This is a genomic window from uncultured Sphaerochaeta sp. (assembly GCF_963676625.2).
Lineage (GTDB): Bacteria > Spirochaetota > Spirochaetia > Sphaerochaetales > Sphaerochaetaceae > Sphaerochaeta.
Window position 1 is genome coordinate 742,154 of the sequence record NZ_CAXXYB010000004.1, and the last position, 18,685, is coordinate 760,838.

The 18,685-nt window shown below is 43.9% G+C and carries 20 protein-coding genes; 14 read left to right on the top strand and 6 right to left on the bottom strand.

All coding sequences use genetic code 11. The annotated features are described in order from the left end of the window. Positions 1-321: 321 nt before the first annotated feature. The 10 genes from ACHZBG_RS06485 (at position 322) to ACHZBG_RS06530 (ending at position 8,921) form a co-directional block, all read left to right on the top strand. The gene (locus ACHZBG_RS06485) at positions 322-1,089 is read left to right on the top strand and encodes an SDR family oxidoreductase (RefSeq protein WP_320128636.1); all 768 of its coding nucleotides are present in this window, start codon (positions 322-324) and stop codon (positions 1,087-1,089) included. A gap of 50 nt (positions 1,090-1,139) precedes the next feature. Further along, positions 1,140-2,084: a Gfo/Idh/MocA family oxidoreductase gene (locus ACHZBG_RS06490; RefSeq protein ID WP_320128637.1), complete on the top strand. Its 945-nt coding sequence runs from the start codon at positions 1,140-1,142 to the stop codon at positions 2,082-2,084. Positions 2,085-2,093: 9 nt separating this feature from the next. After that, positions 2,094-2,984, top strand: coding sequence for a sugar phosphate isomerase/epimerase family protein (locus ACHZBG_RS06495; protein ID WP_320128638.1), 891 nt, complete (start codon positions 2,094-2,096; stop codon positions 2,982-2,984). Positions 2,985-3,018: 34 nt separating this feature from the next. Then, on the top strand, positions 3,019-3,990 hold the full coding sequence (locus ACHZBG_RS06500; RefSeq protein WP_320128639.1) for a tripartite tricarboxylate transporter substrate binding protein: 972 nt from the start codon (positions 3,019-3,021) through the stop codon (positions 3,988-3,990). A 63-nt stretch (positions 3,991-4,053) separates the two neighbouring features. After that, positions 4,054-4,509 (top strand): tripartite tricarboxylate transporter TctB family protein, encoded by a 456-nt coding sequence (locus tag ACHZBG_RS06505; RefSeq protein ID WP_320128640.1) that lies wholly within the window; start codon positions 4,054-4,056, stop codon positions 4,507-4,509. Between the two features lie 17 nt (positions 4,510-4,526). After that, entirely contained in the window at positions 4,527-6,059 is a 1,533-nt protein-coding gene (locus tag ACHZBG_RS06510; RefSeq protein WP_320128641.1) for a tripartite tricarboxylate transporter permease, read from the top strand. Next, on the top strand, positions 6,059-6,478 hold the full coding sequence (locus ACHZBG_RS06515) for an HIT domain-containing protein (RefSeq protein WP_320128642.1): 420 nt from the start codon (positions 6,059-6,061) through the stop codon (positions 6,476-6,478). The genes ACHZBG_RS06510 and ACHZBG_RS06515 overlap by 1 nt, the downstream gene beginning before the upstream one ends. 10 nt (positions 6,479-6,488) lie before the next feature. Continuing rightward, entirely contained in the window at positions 6,489-7,448 is a 960-nt protein-coding gene (locus ACHZBG_RS06520) for a phosphoglycerate dehydrogenase (protein WP_320128643.1), read from the top strand. A gap of 17 nt (positions 7,449-7,465) precedes the next feature. Next, positions 7,466-8,401, top strand: coding sequence for a dihydrodipicolinate synthase family protein (locus ACHZBG_RS06525; RefSeq protein ID WP_320128644.1), 936 nt, complete (start codon positions 7,466-7,468; stop codon positions 8,399-8,401). Positions 8,402-8,510: 109 nt separating this feature from the next. Beyond that, positions 8,511-8,921: a PfkB family carbohydrate kinase gene (locus tag ACHZBG_RS06530; RefSeq protein WP_320128645.1), complete on the top strand. Its 411-nt coding sequence runs from the start codon at positions 8,511-8,513 to the stop codon at positions 8,919-8,921. Here ACHZBG_RS06530 and ACHZBG_RS06535 read toward each other — a convergent pair. From ACHZBG_RS06535 to ACHZBG_RS06560, 6 genes are all read right to left on the bottom strand, one after another. Next, positions 8,896-10,431 carry an alpha-amylase family glycosyl hydrolase gene (locus ACHZBG_RS06535; RefSeq protein WP_320128646.1) on the bottom strand — a complete coding sequence of 512 codons (1,536 nt, stop codon included), beginning with the start codon at positions 10,429-10,431 and terminating at the stop codon, positions 8,896-8,898. The genes ACHZBG_RS06530 and ACHZBG_RS06535 overlap by 26 nt on opposite strands. A 4-nt stretch (positions 10,432-10,435) precedes the next feature. Continuing rightward, a complete protein-coding gene (locus ACHZBG_RS06540; RefSeq protein WP_320128647.1) occupies positions 10,436-10,900 on the bottom strand; it encodes a PPC domain-containing DNA-binding protein in 465 nt (154 codons plus the stop codon). A gap of 85 nt (positions 10,901-10,985) precedes the next feature. Beyond that, on the bottom strand, positions 10,986-12,275 hold the full coding sequence (locus ACHZBG_RS06545) for a sugar ABC transporter substrate-binding protein (RefSeq protein WP_320128648.1): 1,290 nt from the start codon (positions 12,273-12,275) through the stop codon (positions 10,986-10,988). Positions 12,276-12,308: 33 nt separating this feature from the next. Further along, entirely contained in the window at positions 12,309-13,358 is a 1,050-nt protein-coding gene (locus tag ACHZBG_RS06550; protein ID WP_320128649.1) for an ADP-ribosylglycohydrolase family protein, read from the bottom strand. A gap of 19 nt (positions 13,359-13,377) precedes the next feature. Beyond that, the gene (locus tag ACHZBG_RS06555; protein WP_320128650.1) at positions 13,378-14,214 is read right to left on the bottom strand and encodes a carbohydrate ABC transporter permease; all 837 of its coding nucleotides are present in this window, start codon (positions 14,212-14,214) and stop codon (positions 13,378-13,380) included. Continuing rightward, complete coding sequence (locus tag ACHZBG_RS06560) at positions 14,204-15,202, bottom strand: sugar ABC transporter permease (protein WP_320128651.1); 999 nt, start codon at positions 15,200-15,202, stop codon at positions 14,204-14,206. Before ACHZBG_RS06560 ends, ACHZBG_RS06555 begins: the two co-directional genes overlap by 11 nt. 158 nt (positions 15,203-15,360) lie before the next feature. On the opposite strand from ACHZBG_RS06560, the gene ACHZBG_RS06565 reads away from it, so the two are divergent. From ACHZBG_RS06565 to ACHZBG_RS06580, 4 genes are all read left to right on the top strand, one after another. Beyond that, positions 15,361-15,795, top strand: coding sequence for a helix-turn-helix transcriptional regulator (locus tag ACHZBG_RS06565; RefSeq protein WP_320128652.1), 435 nt, complete (start codon positions 15,361-15,363; stop codon positions 15,793-15,795). 374 nt (positions 15,796-16,169) lie between these two features. After that, positions 16,170-16,436, top strand: coding sequence for a hypothetical protein (locus ACHZBG_RS06570; RefSeq protein WP_320128653.1), 267 nt, complete (start codon positions 16,170-16,172; stop codon positions 16,434-16,436). Between the two features lie 39 nt (positions 16,437-16,475). Further along, positions 16,476-17,441, top strand: a complete 966-nt coding sequence (locus ACHZBG_RS06575; RefSeq protein ID WP_320128654.1) for a hypothetical protein — start codon at positions 16,476-16,478, stop codon at positions 17,439-17,441. Between the two features lie 12 nt (positions 17,442-17,453). Then, positions 17,454-18,008 (top strand): hypothetical protein, encoded by a 555-nt coding sequence (locus ACHZBG_RS06580; protein ID WP_320128655.1) that lies wholly within the window; start codon positions 17,454-17,456, stop codon positions 18,006-18,008. Positions 18,009-18,685: the final 677 nt, after the last annotated feature.

Genomic DNA, 18,685 nt, shown 5'->3' on the forward strand with positions numbered 1-18,685 from the left:
AATACTTCGTATATTAAATTTCAAGTATACGGATGCAAATATCCCGATTCTTTTCCTGTAGGTATCAGTCGATTGCAAGTTTCTATTTTGTAATGACTTCCAATAAAAATCCAAAAACAAAAAACTCCAATTCAGTCAAGAACTATTGAAACTGGTATTTCAGGCGATAGTTTCCTTACACTCATCCAAGTCTGGTTTTGAATTTATAAAATCGTCAAGAATTAGTTTGACAGGTTATGAAAACTAGGCAATAATAGTTTTCATAACAAAATGTAATGTTTTCATTATATAAATGAAAATGTTTTCAAAGGAGAAATTCCAATGGTGGATCTTAAAGAATTTAGCTTGGACAATAAAGTTGCAATTGTAACAGGAGCAACAAGAGGTCTGGGCCAAGGTATAGCTATCGGCCTTGCTAAAGCAGGGGCGGATATTGTTTGTGTTGGTCGTTCAGATGATTCGGAAACAAAAAAAACAATAGAAGGATTAGGTAGAAAATATCTCCGCGTCTGTACTGATGTTGGTCTTGAAACAGCTCCTGATGAAATTGTGGAAAAAACACTCGCTGTTTTCGGTAAAATTGACATCCTGGTCAATGCCGCAGGTATTACCCGTAGGGCAATGGCATTGGAAGTGACAAGAAAAGACTGGCAGGATGTCCTCGATGTAAATTTAACAGGATTATTTTTCCTTTGTCAGGCAGTTGCAAAACAATTCGTAAAACAGGGGGGAAAGGGAAAGATCATCAATATTGGCTCAATGACCTCTTTTCAAGGCGGGATCAAAGTAATTCCTTATACAGCTTCAAAAGCAGCTGTAAGGATGATTACCATGCATATGTGCAATGAATGGGCAAAATATGGTATCCATATCAATTGCATTGCACCGGGGTACATGATAACCAACATGACCGCCCCAATGCGTTCAGAATCATCAAGAATGGTTGAAACCAACACAAGAATTCCTATGGATCGTTGGGGAGTTCCCGGTGACCTTGCAGGGGCTGCCGTCTTCTTGGCTTCGGAAGCTTCTGATTATGTAAATGGATTTACCCTTGCCGTTGATGGTGGTTTTTTGGCTAAATCATGATTCAGATATAAATTATATACAAAATTATAAATAATGAGTGAGACTTTATCATGGAAAATAAATATAAGGTTGGTTTAGTAGGCGCTGGATCAATTGCAGAAATTGCTCATCTTCCTATCCTGGCAAAAAGAGAAGATGTCGAAATGACCGGTGTAATGGCCCTGCATATCGAGAGCGCAATGAAGGCAAAACAGAAACATTCAATCAAACATGCAGTGGCTACATTACCTGAGCTTATTGACTTAGGTATAGATTGTGCTTTCGTACTTTCGCCCAAAGACTGCCATCCTAGGCAAGTTATAGAACTATTGAATGCAGGAATCGATGTTTTCTGTGAAAAACCGATGGGTTGCAACCTACGAGAAATGGAAGAAATGGCAAATACCGCTGAAAGGACCGGAAAAACCTTGATGATTGGATTCAACAGAAGATATTCCCCTGTCTACAGAAAAGCGAAGGAGCTATATGGCAATACCACCCCGGACGTAATCATAGCCCAGAAAAACAGACCTGCATCTGAATATCGGGCTACCCTTGAGAATGCAATTCATATGGTTGATCTTCTTCGTTATTTCTGTGGGGAGTGCACACATATCGAAGCACATTCAATCTACAAGGACCCTTACTATGAAACCTTGACCACAGCCCAATTACAATTTGAGAACGGAACAATCGGGATACTTGTGGCGGACAGGGCTTCCGGACAATGGATCGAGACATTCCAGATGCATGGTAAAAACAGAACAGTAACCGTGGATTGCCCCGATAGCATCACAATTGTCGACAGCAAGGAATCTCATACTACAAATATGACTCCACTGGCAATGGGATGGGCTCGCGTAGAGGATAAAATGGGGTTTCAGGCAGAAGATGACCATTTCTTCGATTGCCTCAAACATAACAAAACACCACTTACCAATGCTGCGGATGCTTTCAAGACACATGAATTGATGCATCGTATCTTACAGATAGCAGGACTTCCTGATTTAGCATAGAGGAGACATATGAAACTAGCTGGCCATACCATGGGAACTCCGGAATATTCGCTCAAGGATGCAATGCAATTGTTTTCTGAAATTGGGATGGATGGAGTGGAAATAGTATATCAAGACAATTATGGCTGTGGAATCCCCACCTCCGCAACTGCTACTGAATTGCTTGAATTACGTGACTACGCTGAACAACAAGGATTATCAATAGTAGCGCTTACTCCCTATTTCTCCCATTTCAATAACCTCAATGAAAAAATCAGAAAAGCAGATGTGCGGGGAATGAAAAAAGTCATTGAAGATGCAAATACCCTAGGTGCAACGTATATCCGAGTATATGGGGGAAATTATACGGCAACAGATAGCATGCATAGACAGGAGATGGAGGATATCCTTGTTGAAAGTTTACAAGAACTTGGTTGGTATGCCCAAAAAGCAGGTGTTATGTTGGTAGTTGAGAATCATTTCAACACAATGACTGTATCTGCTAAGGAAAGCATTGAAATCTCCAAGGCTATTTCCAATCCTGCAGTCGGAATACTGTATGACCAGGCAAATCTTACCTTTACCGGTAACGAAGACTATGAGGAGGCCCTGGAATTGCAGATGGAAAAAGTTCTCTATACGCATGTAAAAGATTTTCTGTTCAAGGGTATCGACCATACATTTGCATCCTCTGATGTTGCTCACCCAAAAGAAGAAGAACGAAACGTTGTAACCAAAATCGTGGGAAAGGGAGTAATACCCTGGAAATCGATCCTTGAAAAGATGAAAGCATATGGTTATGACAACTGGCTTTCTTTCGAATATGAACGCCGATGGCATCCCAAGGATATTCCCGATGCCAGAATAGGAATGAAGGCTTCAGCAGAATATATCAAAAAATGTTTAAAAGATTTGAGCTAATGCGCTTTGCGTAAGAAAATAAAAGGAGTTTTTTATGAAAAACAAGAGTCTTTTGGTTATTTGTGCGTTATGTTTGCTTGTTTCGGCAAGTCTCGTGGCCAATGGGCAGAAGGATTACCCAAGCCAGAATATCAACGTTATCGTGCAGTACTCTGCCGGTGGCGGAACTGATCTATCCGTTCGGGGTGTTATGGATGCAGCCAAGACGAACTTGCCTTCAGGAGTTAACTTTGCAATATCCAATGTTACAGGAGGAGCTGGCCTTATAGGGTTGAATCAGGTAGTTACGGCTCCATCCGATGGGTATACCTTGGGGGTGTTGAATACGGACCTGGTAATCAACTACTGTCTTGGCAGAACAAAAATTTCCGTAGAAGATTTTGAGCCAATTGCTTGTGCATTGATAGATCCATTTGTACTGATTACTAGTTCCAAAGCTCCGTATAAAACTTTCAAGGAATTCATCGATTATGCAAAAGCACATCCGGGCGAAGTAGTAATCGGTGAAACGGGAATCGGAGCAGCACCTTCTCTTGCAGTTCTTGCAATTGAACAGCATTTTGGTGTTGATTTTAAAACTGTTTCATATGGTGGTAGTGCCGATTGTGTAACCGCAATCGTTGGCGGGCATATTGATGCCACAATTGCACAAACAGTCAATGCTGCAAGTCAAGTAAAAGCAGGAAATCTTATTTTCATGGCCTCAATGTCAGAAGACAGACTCTCAACGTACCCACAGATCCCTACCATGAAGGAAACCTATCCTGATATGAACGTCTTTATGCCAGGTTTCTGTATCATCTCCGTAAAAGCAGATGTTGATAAAGAAAAAATCGAATATCTGAGAAATGCCATCCGTCCTGCCATCGACTCTGCTTCTTTTCAGAAAGTCCTGACGACAATGGGAATGCAGACTATCAATATGGATGGAGCCCAAACAAAAAAATTCCTAGCTGAACAACTTGCACTCTATTCCAAACTTTGTAAAAGCATCGAAGTAAAGTAATCAGATTCTTAAAAAACATACATAGTGTTGGAAAGTTTCCAACACTATGTCTAAGGCAGCGAAATGAAAAAATACAATATTTTTACTTCCCTATTGCTCATTTGTTTTGGTTCATATGTCGTGAACTATGCAAAGCAATTTCCCAAGTACGTCAATGGAACTCCCGGTCCAGGTTTCTGGCCAAAGCTACTGGGAATAGTATTGATTGCACTATCGATAACGTTATTGTTAACTACACTTTTCACGAAAAAAGAAATGGTAAAACATCTTGTCGAATTCAAGGACGAAGGATTCCGCCAAGTTTTTAAATTGTTCATAGTAATGATATTATTTGGGATTGGACTTAATTATATTGGATTTTTACCTTCTTCTTTGATTTTCATTGTTTGCGTCATGTATATCATGGGTGCCAGAAATTGGAAAAAAATAATTCTTACAAGTGTAAGCGTTACCCTAAGCATCTATCTGATCTTTGCGGTTGCCTTAGGCCTCGTGCTTCCCTCTGGTAAGTTATTTTAAAATATAAGGAACAGAATATGAACGCATTTTTCCAGGCTTTTTTAGCGGTCATCAGTCCGGTAAGCCTTCTTTCGATATTCAGCGGGACGCTCTGTGGTATTTGGGTCGGGATAATGCCAGGCCTTTCATCTGTTATGGGAATGTCCATAATGTTGCCACTGACTCTTTCATTAAGCGGAACCAACGGTATCATGATGATGCTAGGAATATTTTGCGGTGCAATATATGGAGGATCAATAACTGCGATTCTCCTCAATACTCCGGGAACGGCAAATTCAGCCGCAACTTGTCTTGATGGGCATCCTATGGCAATAAAATATAAACAGCCAGGTCGTGCTCTATCCATTTCCACGACAGCATCAACTTTTGGTGGTTTATTTGCAGCAGTAATGCTTCTTATTACAGCGCCTTTGCTTGCGAAGGTTGCCCTGAAATTCAGTGCCCCGGAATATTTTGCGTTAGCAATATTTGGGCTCTCCGTGGTAACCAGTGTATCGAGTACAAATGTAATCAAAGGATTGATCGGGGCAATCGTAGGATTACTTCTTGCAACTATTGGGATGGATAGTTTCACGGGAGACTTTCGCCTGACATTTGGAACCGTGTACCTTACAGGAGGAATCGGGTTCATTCCCGTACTTATCGGATTATTTGCTTTTTCCCAAGGCTTGATCAATGTCGAAGATGAATATCACAACAGAAAAAAAATGAAAAAGGAAGTAACGGTAATTGAACGAATCTTCCCGAGCAAGGAAGATCTGAAAACCATTACCCCTACCCTGATTCGTTCAAGCCTGATAGGAACGCTCATTGGGGCTATTCCGGGAACAGGAGGAGATATCGCTTCCTGGGTTGGTTACAATGAAGCAAAACGCTGGTCCAAGCATCCCGAAAAATTTGGAGATGGAGCCCCCGATGGAATTGCTGCCCCGGAGGCTGCAAACAACGCAATTTCGGGAGGTGCCTTAATCCCCCTCCTCACCATGGGTATTCCGGGAGATGCCTGCACAGCCATCATGCTTGGAGCCTTGATGATGCAAGGTATTACCCCGGGTCCCTTACTGTTTACTGAACAAGCCGTAAAAGTATATCTGATAATCGTGGGGTTATTCTTTGCAAATATCTTCATGGGCATCATAGGTTTTTCAGGAATCAAGCTCTTTTCGAAAATTGTACATGTTCCGAACATTATCTTGGCTCCAATCATTTTCGTGTTCTGTTTTGTAGGAACCTTTGCCATAAACCATAATATAAGCGATGTTTATCTCATGATCGTTTGTGGGATACTTGGTTATTACATCATAAAAATGGAGTTCTCCATTCCACCTATCATTCTTGGTTTGATCCTAGGCTCAACGATTGAAAACAATTACCGCAGGGCAATGGTTCTTTCCGATGGAAACGCTTTTATATTCTTTGAACGTCCTATTTCCTGTGTCTTATTGATCATAGGTATCCTTTCTCTATTCTACCCTTTCTTCTTTCCAATCGTTAAAAAAGCAATCGCAAAACATAAGCTTGCAAAAGCGGGAAAAGGAGAAACCCAATAATGTCAAACTGTATCTATTGCGAAGACGGTGAGCCATTGAGCAGGATCATGATCAAAATTTGCGATCTGGACAACGGAAAACTATACCTGCACAGGGACCAGACCCACAGGGGACGATGTATCCTCGCACTCGATATACATGAACGCAAAATAACCAACCTCCCCAAAGAAAAGTATTGCAGGCTCATGGCAGATGTTTACGCAATCATACAAGCCCTTACGGAGGTATTTCATTCCGATAAAGTGAATATACTCTTTTTAGGTGATACAGCCGAGCATATGCATGTCCATATTGTCCCCAAATATAAGGATGGAAAAAATTGGGGAACAATGTTTGCAGTCAATGAAAAAGAGCCTTTGTACCTCACTGAAGAGGAATATAAAACAATTGTCTCCAAAATAAAAAGCCATTTGGCCTAGGGAGGGAGAAATGGGGAAAGTGCTGGTTACGGCTTCTCACTATAAGGAACTATGTTCTGAATCGATAAAACTATTGGAAGCTGAAGGACATGAGGTAATCCTGAACTCAAGTGACATGCCCTATTATTCATTTGAAGAATTAAAAAAAGTGGTGCCTGATATCGATGCTGCCATCATTGGCATGGATAAATGGAATGAGGCTGTCTTTGATTTGGCAAAAAACTTGAAAGTCCTTGCACGTTTTGGTGTTGGCGTCGATAACATTGATTTGGAAAAAGCAAAGGAACATGGAATCAAAGTAGTAAATGCCGTAGGGAAAAATGCCAATGCAGTAGCAGAGCTTGCCATAGGTCAAATCTTCTCACTCCTCAGGAACCTTCCAAGGCTCAATCAGGGACTTGTTGAAGGACAATGGCTCAGATTTGTGGGTCATGAGATAAAAGGCAAGACAATCGGACTCCTTGGTTTTGGCGATATAGCAAGAAGAGTTGCAAAAAAACTATCAGGCTTCGATACAAGGATACTGGCCTATGACAAGTTTCCAAACGAAAAATTGGCTACGGAACTTGATGTGGAATTGGTTTCGCAAAAATACCTTCTGGAAAACAGTGACTTGGTCAGTATTCATGTCCCAAGCAACAAAGAGACCTATCATATGCTGGATCGTACAATTTTCGATTCAATGAAAGTCGGCTCCTATCTTATCAACACCGCACGAGGAGCAATCATTGACATTGAGGCCTTGTGCGATGCCGTGGAATCGGGTCATCTTGCAGGAGCGGCCATTGATGTCTACGAAACTGAACCACTGCCCATGGATGCACGAGTTTTACGGACTGACAATATTATCTGCACGCCACATACAGGTGCAGAAACGTTTGAAACTTACCAAGATATCAGCATTTTCTGTGCGGAAACGGTAATTGCTGTCCTGCAGGGAAAAGAACCAAGAAATTGGTTGAACAAATAGCGTATCAGGAGAAATAAATGATAAACAAGAAAATCGAAGGTATCGTACCCGTGATGCTCACGCCTTACAAGGAAGACGGGAGCATCGACTATGCAAGTGTTGAAAGACTTATAGAATGGTATATCCAAAACGGTTCGGATGCACTCTTTGCAGTATGTCAATCCAGTGAGATGTATTTCCTCTCACTGAAGGAAAGAGCTGAATTGGCTTCTTTTGTTGTACAACATGTACAAGGACGGATTCCTGTAGTTGCCTCCGGACATATAAGCGATGACCCGTATAGCCAAATTCAGGAATTGCAAGCTGCAGTGGCCTCAGGGGCAGATGGTATCGTATTGGTGAGTAATCACCTGGATCCAAGGAATCAGGGAAAAGAAGTCTTTTTACACAATTTGCAATTCCTACTGGATAAGCTCCCCAATGACCTTCCTCTTGGTATCTATGAGTGCCCAGCTCCCTATCGGAGACTCATTTCCGATGAAGAATTGATGTTTCTGGCGAATTCAGGCAGATTTACCTTCATGAAAGATGTCTCCTGTGATTTGGCTACCGTGACCAGGAGAGTCAAGCTCACCCAGGGATCCGGTATGGTTATCAATAATGCCAACGCAGCAATAGCCTGGGATGCAATGAAAGCTGGTGCTAAGGGGTTTAACGGAGTAAACACCAATTTCCACCCTGACTTGTATAAATGGTTGTACACAAAAGGAAACACAAACCCAGAATTTGCAAAAGAACTTGCCAACTTTCTCGTACTCTCGGCGCTATCGGAATCCTATGGTTATCCCGTTATAGCAAAAATGTATCATCAGAGATTGGGTAATTTTTCGACAATCAAGTCCAGGACCTATACAGGGAATATATACGAAAAAGTATGGGCAGTTGAACCTATTCTCGACAAAGTTATCGAAGGAACGGAATATTTCAGGACAAAGATCAAGGCAATGGCCTAAAACACATGAATATACAGGCAATGAATGACAATTTTTTGCCTGTATGTTTAATAAAAAGAGGTCATTCATAAAGTACTCTACTTTGGATCGCTGAATATTGTTAATGTATATGGCATTTCCTATTTTCTTCGCCCAAGAGGAACCTTGGCAAGGCTTCTCCTATGACCGTTTTATTGGAGGAAAAGAATTCAACCAGGCAATTGCCTTAAGCCGGGCAGGGACCAGGGTGTATTTATCGGGAGCAATTGACACCGATAGCAACTTTCTTCTTGCCTTTCTCGGTGAGAATCAGGTAGATACCTCTCGGGTAAAGGTGAAACCTGAGTATGCCACAGGCCATACCATTATCCAGAAAGATACAACTGGACTGAAACTTGCCTATGCCATCAATTGTCATGCCAGACTTGCTATGATCAAGACAGAACCTCAAGACTATTCGAATGCATCGATAATGAGGAGGAACCAATCCGATCATAGTATCCAATCACCAATAGTCAATCCTTTTGGGTATCAAAGATAACAAATGACTGACCACCCATAAAAAGATGCCCATTTTGCAAAACAGATCTACCAAGACTATACAAGGGCCTACCCTCGACTGATAAGGCAATGGTCACATCCTTCTTGCCTGGATTGAGACAGATAACAAAATTCCCCCGCCGATAGACCAACGGGTACTCATGTGATTTTGCATACAGGAATTCAAGATTCGCAGTACTCCCCAGATCCGGGTTTGCCCGACGGATGGAAATAATCTCCCTGACAAAATGCAATAACGAAGTCTTGTCCAATTCCTGATTTTCAACAGTCGGGGCATTCTTGCGTTGGTCGACAGGCAGGTACAAAGCCGAAGCCGGAGCTTCCGAGAAACCTTGGTTTGGCTTACCGGAATTCCATTGCATGGGGGTCCTGGTTCCTGTTCGCTCATAGCCACCTTCCACACTTACCAGATTGACATATTGCATTCCGATCTCATCCCCATAATACAGAAACGGTATACCGGGCATGGTGAAAACAAAGGCATAGGCAAGTTTCAGTTCAGTGCTATCATAGGCTTTTGTCAAACGGGGAGTATCATGATTGCAGGTCAGAAGACTGATATACCCATGATCCTTTGACTTTTCATACCAACCAAGATATTCCTCCACAAAGGGCATTGCATCACCCTTCCCCTCTTTGGAAAAAAAGCTTTCATCAGTCTTGCGAAATAATGCATGATAGCCATTTCCCTCCTGATTCAGATAGAAATCCATGTCAAACCCTGCTTCATCGAGAGCAAGAGGAGGATCAGACCATTCACTGATAGCAGCCATCTGTGGATAATCCTTCCGGACATCATCCAATATGTCACGCCATACTTCACATGTCGCCTGATACTGGGCATCGTTTTTCACCAAGGATCTTGCCATATCCACACGAAAACCATCACAACCCAAAGCCAACCAGAACCGCATGACATCCTTCATGGCGTTCCTGGTGGCAATGCAATCAGGATGGGTATAAGGCAGTTGCCAGGATTCCGTTATTGTATTGAACCCATAATTCAAGGCTGGTTGGGAAGCAAAGAAATTAAGGATATAACACCCATTCCGCTCAGACATTCCGCTGATGCTGGAGAATCCAACGCTTCGGTTCCAAGCTGAATCGGTCCAGATAAAACGATTGGTAAATTCATTCTTGCAAGCTTTCTTGCTTTCCAGGAACCAGGGATGTGTATCCGACGTATGACCGGGAACCAGATCGAGCAGTATATGCATGTCTCTTTTGTGAGCCTCGGAAAAACACCGGACGAGATCTTCATTCGTCCCATACCGTGGGGCAACCTTCTTGTAGTCACGGACATCATATCCGGCATCCATGAACGGTGAATCAAAACACGGATTCACCCAGATGGCGTTGCATCCCAAGTCCTTGATGTAGTCAAGTTTTTCGGTAATACCGTTTATATCCCCTATGCCGTCCCCATTCGTATCATTGAAACTCTGGGGATAGATTTCATAGAATACAGAATTTTCCAACCATTTTGGCATGGACTTACAAGCCTCCCTTCTCTTTGGATTCCTTGGCATCCCGTAACAAAGAAATCTGTCTTTCAGCATCAAATTCCCTTATCAGTTTGCTATTCTCGAGCTTCAATACAGAAAACTCTGCCAAGTACAAAACCCGGGATCCCGCTTCCAGATGCCCTCCATACGACATATGCCTGCCTTGGGAGACAGTAATATGTATATGGGGCGACGCATTTGCAATGATACCGCTCATCGAAGTAAGTTCCAAGGCACCGGATAGCCCATACATGACATTAGTGGGTGGGAAATTCGAATCGGCTACATAATGCATGGTACATAAATCAAGCGTCCCGAATCCCGTCAGGACAATGCCATTCATGATCCGATGATCCTTGATAAGAAACTGTATCGATTCCAGTAGAAGATCGCCCGGTTCCAATCCGACCGTAAAAATCTCAAGTCTCTGTTCCTTTCCCGAAACAATAGTCATACACCATTCCTTATGGAGAATCCCGAAGGAATATCCTGGTCCAACGGCCTTCTGGACCTAGATCAGGATATTTCCTCGTATTTCTTTATTTCCCCTGCTCATCGACAATGATGCTGTCGACATTCTTCTTCATTTCTGCAAGAACCTTTCCAACATCTTCGCCAATATAGATTCTGTCCCTATAGGCATTGCTTTCGCGTTCACTCCGTGCATAGTACGGCCAATTCGTAGGACGTGAGACACCTTCCTGAAGTGCTTTGAATACAGTGTTCCTGTCTGTCTCGTCAAGGAACGTAATGGCATATTTCCTGGCTTCCTCGATGTTGGTCGGAATCTCGCCATATTGGGCAAGAAGTTGCTGGATTTCCCCGGAGCTCCACCATTTCAGGAAGTTCCACGCAACATCCTTGTTCTTTGAATTCTTGAGTATGCTCCAGCCATTGCTGATGATAATTGGATACTGTCCGTATGCTCCCTTTGGAGGAAGCACGATTCCCCAACGGAAACTCCACTTCGAATTTGGCCCTTCCGTTCCCTTGATGTCCCAGGTACCAGTCCAATTCATGGCCAACTTGCCGGAATCGAACGAAACAGCCTGGGCTCCGGAGCCCGCCACACCACTAGGAGCAGGAGCAACCTTATACTTGAAAATCAAGTCCTGTATAAACTGGTAGGCTTTTATCGCATTCTCCTGATCCATGACAGGTTTTCCATTCTTATCAAACCAATTGCCGCCGAACGCATAGATATAGGAAAGGTCATGGGTACCTATCCAAGGTCTTGTTCCATAACCAAACTGCTTGATTTCCGGTTTTGTCAAAGCTTGTGCGGTCTTCAGGAAATCGTCCATTGTCCAATCGTTTGTCGGATACGGAACTCCAGCGGCATCAAACAGATCCTTATTGTAAAAAATCAGATAGCCCATGGGTATTGCCGGCAAGCCGACCAATTTACCATCCCACATATGATCATACTTTGAAGCCATGAACAGTCTGGAAGTATCAAATCCATCTCTTTTTATATACCCTTCCAAGGGTTCGAGAAGATCTGCCTTCCCCATTGTCTGGGTTACGCTGGAATCAGTCCAAACCATATCCAAGGGTAAGTTACCGGCAATCATGGCTGCGGCCTTCTGTTCCATACTGTTGTTGTCAGAGACGTTGATGAGCGTCAATTTGGTATTTGGCTCAACAACTTTATAGGCTTCAACCATACTTTGCCAAAACGCATCGTCAGGTTTGTAACGCCAAGAGAGAAATACCAATTCCTTTTGTGTTTCTTTGTCTGAACTTGTTTCTGTTGTACCCTGGGCATACAAGGAAACAAAAACCAGACAAATGACCAAGAACATAAGGACCACTTTCTTCATTTTCATTCGTAACCTCCTATTCGATTTCCTAAGGGAAAATCAATTCAAGTCCAATTGCTCATAACAACCGAGCATATGCTGTTTCTCACAAAGAAAGGCTTCAAACAATCCATTGCTTGTCTCAAGGAGCGTTCTTTTGGAAACAGTAAAATCATTTGCCAGAGTTGCTTTGTCAACAGTGTCAATCCATTCTTGGGGTACATCCTCGATTCCACTGAAGGCACCTGACAAGCCAGAGGCAATTGCTGCGGTGCAATCCGTATCCCGTCCGAAATTCACCGACTCCAAAATGGTTTGCTTGGTATCACCCAGGGTAAAAATAAACAAGGCCACCCCTTTTGCCAGAAGTTCGTGCGAGAGACTCATTGCATAGACAAACCCACGTCCGTTGTATCGTTTGTAAAAATAACTCCTCAATTCTGCATACGTTGTCGACTTGGAGGCCCATTCTATGCCTTCATCAATCTCCTTTCTGGGACCATCCGAAAGATGCGTGCGTATGACCTCGACCACCTGTTCTATTGATGCCCTTGTTTTGCAGGCTTCCGCGATACCGGCACAATAGGCAGAACTCCATTCCAGGGCATGGGTATGCCTCGGTTGATAGATACTCCCAATATCCAGGGCATCCCTGGCTGCTTGTTCAGGGTTACCGGCATTCATCAAACCGACTGCATGGCTGGATCTAAGAAACGAGACAATACCTGGATACTCCGAATACTGCCCGACGGTACCGGCAGGAAGTCCCGCTTTCACCAAGTCATACAGAATCTCATCACAGGGTTCCATTTGTTTATTGAAATTGTCAGGATTGATATCCCGCAACCAAATCCTTGCTAGGTCCTGGACATCAATCCGGCCTTTCTTCTCGATATAGGCGGTACACATCAGACGCTGTCGTTCAATGCCATCCTCCGTAGTCCCGGCAAGTCGATCCCGATGATGATAGTGATTATAGGGAAGCAATTTTTCCAGGAACCCATATTTCTCCTCGATATCCCAGTAATCCTGACCTTCCACGGCAGCTCCCATCGCAGAAGCAATATTGCTTGCCGCAATACACCCAAAGAACTTATCTCGCAAATGCATAGCATCCTCCTTGAAATGGTTATTCCTTGACACCGGTAAAAACGATGTCCTGCATGAAATATTTCTGGGCCATGAAAAAAAGCAACAATACAGGAACCGTCGTAATTACCGAAGCAGACATCAGTTGGGTCCAATCTACCGTAAAGTCCTGTTGGAAGGACTGGAGCCACAAGGTCAAGGTCCACTTCTTGATATCGTTCAAGTACAGCAACGGATTGATGAAATCATTCCAGACATCCCGGAAAACCTGTATTGCGACTATTCCGATTACCGGCTTCGAAAGGGGCATTATGATTCGTGCATAAATAGTCAAGACCCCACACCCATCGATACGTGCCGCCTCATCCATCGATTTCGGCATCCCGATAAAAAACTGTCGCATGAGAAAGATATAGAAGGGAAATCCAAAAAAATGGGGAAGCACCAAAGGAACATAGGTATTGATCAGATGCAAATGAGAAAATATGACAAAAACAGGTATCATCGTCATGCTCTTCGGCAACATCATGGTTGCCAGGACAACCAAGAACAAGGCATCCCTACCCTTCCAACGCAATCGCGAGAATGAAAAGGCAACCAGAGAACAGGAAAGGATTTCCCCCACGATGGACAAGACACTGATGAACAAGGTATTGGCAAAATACTGAAAGAAGGGAGTCGAGGTCATGGCTTTCCAATAATTGGCCCACTGCAGGGGAAAGGGAAACCAAACCAAGGGGACTTTGAATACATCAGCTCGTTTCAATAACGAAATGTTGAACATCCAGATAATGGGCGCCATGAAGACAATGGCAAACGCAATCAACACTATCGATACAATCAAGGTCTTCCGATGTATGCGATTATCATGCTTCATTGCTCTTTCTCCTGAACAAGGCGAAGGCCAGAAAGGTCAACCCAAGGGTCACGATGAAAAGAAGCCATGACAGGGCCGAGGAATATCCCATTTGATAGTCTTCGAATGCTTTGAAAAACACATGCAACATATAGAAATATGTTGAGTTTGCAGGCCCCCCTGCGGTGAGGATGTACGCAGTATTGTAGGCTTGGAGCGAAGTGATGATGCCAAGGATCGAGGTGTATGCAATGATGGGGAGCAACAACGGCAAGGTGATATTCATGATTTTTCGCCACCTGGATGCCCCATCGATATCCGCCGCTTCATAATACTCCGTGGGAATTCCCTGCAGTCCCCCCAGATATATCAGCATATCCCTGCCTACCCCCCAGAAACTGATTATGACCAAGGAGGATAATGCCCACTTCGGGTCACCAAGCCAATTGGGACCTGTTACGCCGAATTTAGCGAGGATTGCATTCAACAGACCGAAGTTTTGATTATAGACAAGTTGCCACATGAGCAGGCAAGCAACATACGGGACTACCGCGGGAATATAGAAGACGGTACGAAACGTGCTGATTCCCTTGATCTTGTGATTCAACAGCAATCCAAGGGCCAGGCCTCCGATCAGGTTCAAGGGGACAGAAAACAGAGTAAATAAAACAGTGGTCCTCACTCCGACGGGCACCAGGATATCACGACTGAAAATTTTTTGATAATTCGCAAGGCCAATCCATTGTGCCTTGTTGAACATATCATAATCGGTAAAACTCAAGAACAATGAATACACCATGGGCCCTACCGTAAACAGCAAGAACCCAATAATCCAGGGAAGGCAAAAGAGCCAACCTTGTATTCGTTCTATCTGTGACAGGGAATGCTGTTTCATAGTGATGTTCTCCTCAAGAATGTTTTCATTGCCATGCCCAGGGTCTTCCGTCCATCCATCACGCCATGTCTGTTTGACCAGATTTCCACAGAAGATATTCGTATATAGTTTCACTGATACTCAAAGTGGGTGTCTCTTGCTTGCATATTTATTTAATTACTTATGTAATTTTTATAGAATAATACGTAAGTAACAAAATATTGTCAAGCAGTATTGGCTTTTTCCAATAATTAATCCCTCATTATTTTGCTACTTCCGCTATTATGGTATATATGCGCAACAAGAACTGTGGAACTGGATTCTGGGAACGCGTCGACTCCCTGCTCAAACAACGAACTATGTCCCAGACAAATCTTGCCCGTATGACAGGAATTGCAGACGGGACCCTTTCCTCGGCCAAAAGCAAGAAATCAATCCCACTTGCCGATACGGCCGTGAACCTAGCCTCGGCACTCAACACTACCGTGGAATACCTGGTTTCAGGGTATGATGTCCATGATAGGGAAATCGGGGACAAGGAACTGGAAGAGTCTGTGCGATACATTTGCACGAGCCGACCTGCCAGTCGCTTTGCCAAGGCTATGCCGTTCCTGTCACTTTACCAGTATGAAACCCTGGAATGTCTACTTAGAAGTTGGGGAATCCAGGACCCTGGGGAAACGACATTCGAAGAAAATGTTGCAGAGAGGCCAGACACACTGGCGTAAAGGGAAAAAGGGCGCGTACAACCGATTGATACTGACAATTGATGTTGGTTTTGCCTGTAGATTTCCTGGGAACCATGTCTGGGCCTGGACCAAGGGGGATTTCCATACGTTACCCATCAGAGTCCTGGAATCCGCAGGAAAACAGAATATATTGTCCTGCAAGGATTCCTGTATGCATTCTGTCACTATCAATACACCCAGCTTCTGTTCAAGGGTACCGGTACGTGTTGAATACATTGTTGTTTGCTTCTGGTAAACCTCGGCAATCGGGCTCCAGGGGCCTTTGCCTTCTTTCCCGTCTTTTGGTGGATATTCAATCTTACTGTCCACCTTGCATATAGTTACCCTGATCTTTTTCTTGCAATATTTCAATAATGGGAATATTGCTATGCAGCAAATGGTATCGTGCTACAGGAACCCCAGAAGGACCAAACGCATCGGCATTTCTCTCTGCCTTGGTAACCAACAACGCGGCAATCAGGGCACACCATGTTGCCCGCAAGGATATATATGATGAATTGACCATACAGGAATGCCTTGCTCATTTTGCGCCGGTCACCTCGCCCACGGCTCCGGGAATCAGGGTTGCAAATACCGTGAGGTCAGGGATGGATACGTATCTGGGTGACTGTTGCCGATGAAGATTGCCAAGAAATACAGGAGAGTAAATCAGAAGGTCCATGATGAAAGAAAAAACATTGCCTGAGGAAGTATCGTTGGTCAACGAAATACGGAAATGCTGGGACTGTCCATGGTTCTGGGAGGGAATTCCACCGTATGGACCCTATCCGGCAATCGATTGGGATGAGTTGTTCCCCGAGGCGATGCGTCATCCATTGCCTCCTACTTTTGACGTTGCACCCTTGCAATGGACAAAAGCAAATGCCATTGGCGATCGTTTATTGGAACCAGCGGCCCTGAAAGGATGCCGGAAAGCCCCGATCATGGCACTGGGTATCAATCCGAACCTAAGTTCATACTTCATGGGCCCAAATGGCGCGACTCATTGCTATCCATGTTTTTCAAAAGTCGTAAACTACGCCTATTACCATCGACATGCCACCATTTTTCAGGAATGCCTTGACGAGGAGACGATTCGTTCATGGATTGTCAAGGAAACGGAATTACAGGCTTGTGCAGATGGCTGGATTCTTGCCGTCGAACGGGGAACCGATCACCGATGGCTCTGTCTTACCGTAAAATATGTCGATATGGATGCTCCTGTACGATACGAAATGACCTGGAAGCCTGATTTGCGCACCGTCGTACTGGTTTCTGTCAGTCGACAGGAAGACATAGAAAAAGGAATGCCCGCCTTTACCAAAGGAACGGTATTGGCGGCAAAAATACGAACTGCAAAGAAACGTCAGGTCAGTGTATACAAGACAGGCAGTGGATACTACCAACGCCTACTTCCCCTCCTGGAAGAATGCCGGCGTCGTTTCAATCTTCCCAACGAAGCCAAGGGACCTACAATCGGCGAAGACATCAGCATGTACGATATGGTCGGATGCGCTTCGCCTGGATGGAGTAGCCAATACGACATCCTCCGTTTTCCCATCGCCAATCGATGCGTTGGGAAAAACAAATATGTAGTACGACAACTCCTGCAAAGTCGACCGGCAATCCTGTTGCTTGTCAGCTAAAGTGCGTTGGATATGTTTGAGCAAAGTTTCGCTAGCCTTGGAGGAACCCTGACTTTTCCCACAAAGGACAGGGATGTTTATGATTTACTCAAGGAAACATGTTGCAGACACCAGTATTTCGTTTATGAACAGGATGGGATCTCCTACCGCGCACGAGTCATCGTGACTCCGCATTTTTCGTATGCGGAAAATTTCGTCCCCCATGCCAGATTTTCCCAGGAGGCCTGGGATGGTTTCTGTGCCGAATTTCCCGAGGACAGAAAGATTCTCGAGAAAGCAGGAAGGATCGGAAAACAAACCAAGAACAATATGGTAATCCTGGACATCAAAAAGGATGATCCTCTCGAGAAACAGATAGGATACGCTGCCTGGCAAATCCTCCTTTCTCGATTCTACGATCCCTATGCGCTTATTGCAGAAGCCCTCACCGATGAATACAAGAGCGGGAATCTCATACCCGATAGAAATGGACATCTGAAACGGAGCGATGGTCCTTGCTCGTATTGTACAAACGCCGCATGGACCTTTCCCGAGGGTTGTCCCTATGGGAAAACTGCCCAACAATAATCATCATCAGAATTGATAGTAGGGATACCTGGCAGACAGAAGGATATGGTGTATCCGGTTTGTCCAGAAAACAGTACCTATTCTTCAAGGAAACATTGTTTCTCCAGAACTTCAGCATCATCCTGAGTCCTGCCAGGTCAGTCACGGCATTCAGCCAAGATTTTACTCCTTCCAATTCATATGATGGGATTGAAGCAGATGGCGAACACTCATCAGAAACAGTAAACTCCCCACTACTGCAAAATCCCGGACATACAGTTTGCAATTTATCGTCCGTATCCAAACCAAGTCCTTTTTATCCCTCCCACTCGAAGAGTCAATGGAATGGCAAAAGCAATTCCTTGCCTTGGAATGGATGATGACGACTTGGAGGTAAGGAAAAAAGCAAGGGTATCTACGGATCTCCCAGGCAAGATAGACTCGAATGCTTTCAGGAGACAGTTGGCTTCTTGTCACCAGCTCTGTATGACTTGATTGTATCTTCTCCTCCCTGGTTTTTTTCCGCTGGACAGGTATGACTTCTGGCAAAAAATCATTCTTGTCTTACCTTCCATCACTACAGGCATTTCATATTTTATCAGGAATATGCAATTCTTCCCTTGACTTATTATATAACAGCTATTAATCTTATCATGGTTTTATTAATTAACTGTGTTACTTAATATCAGGAGGATTGC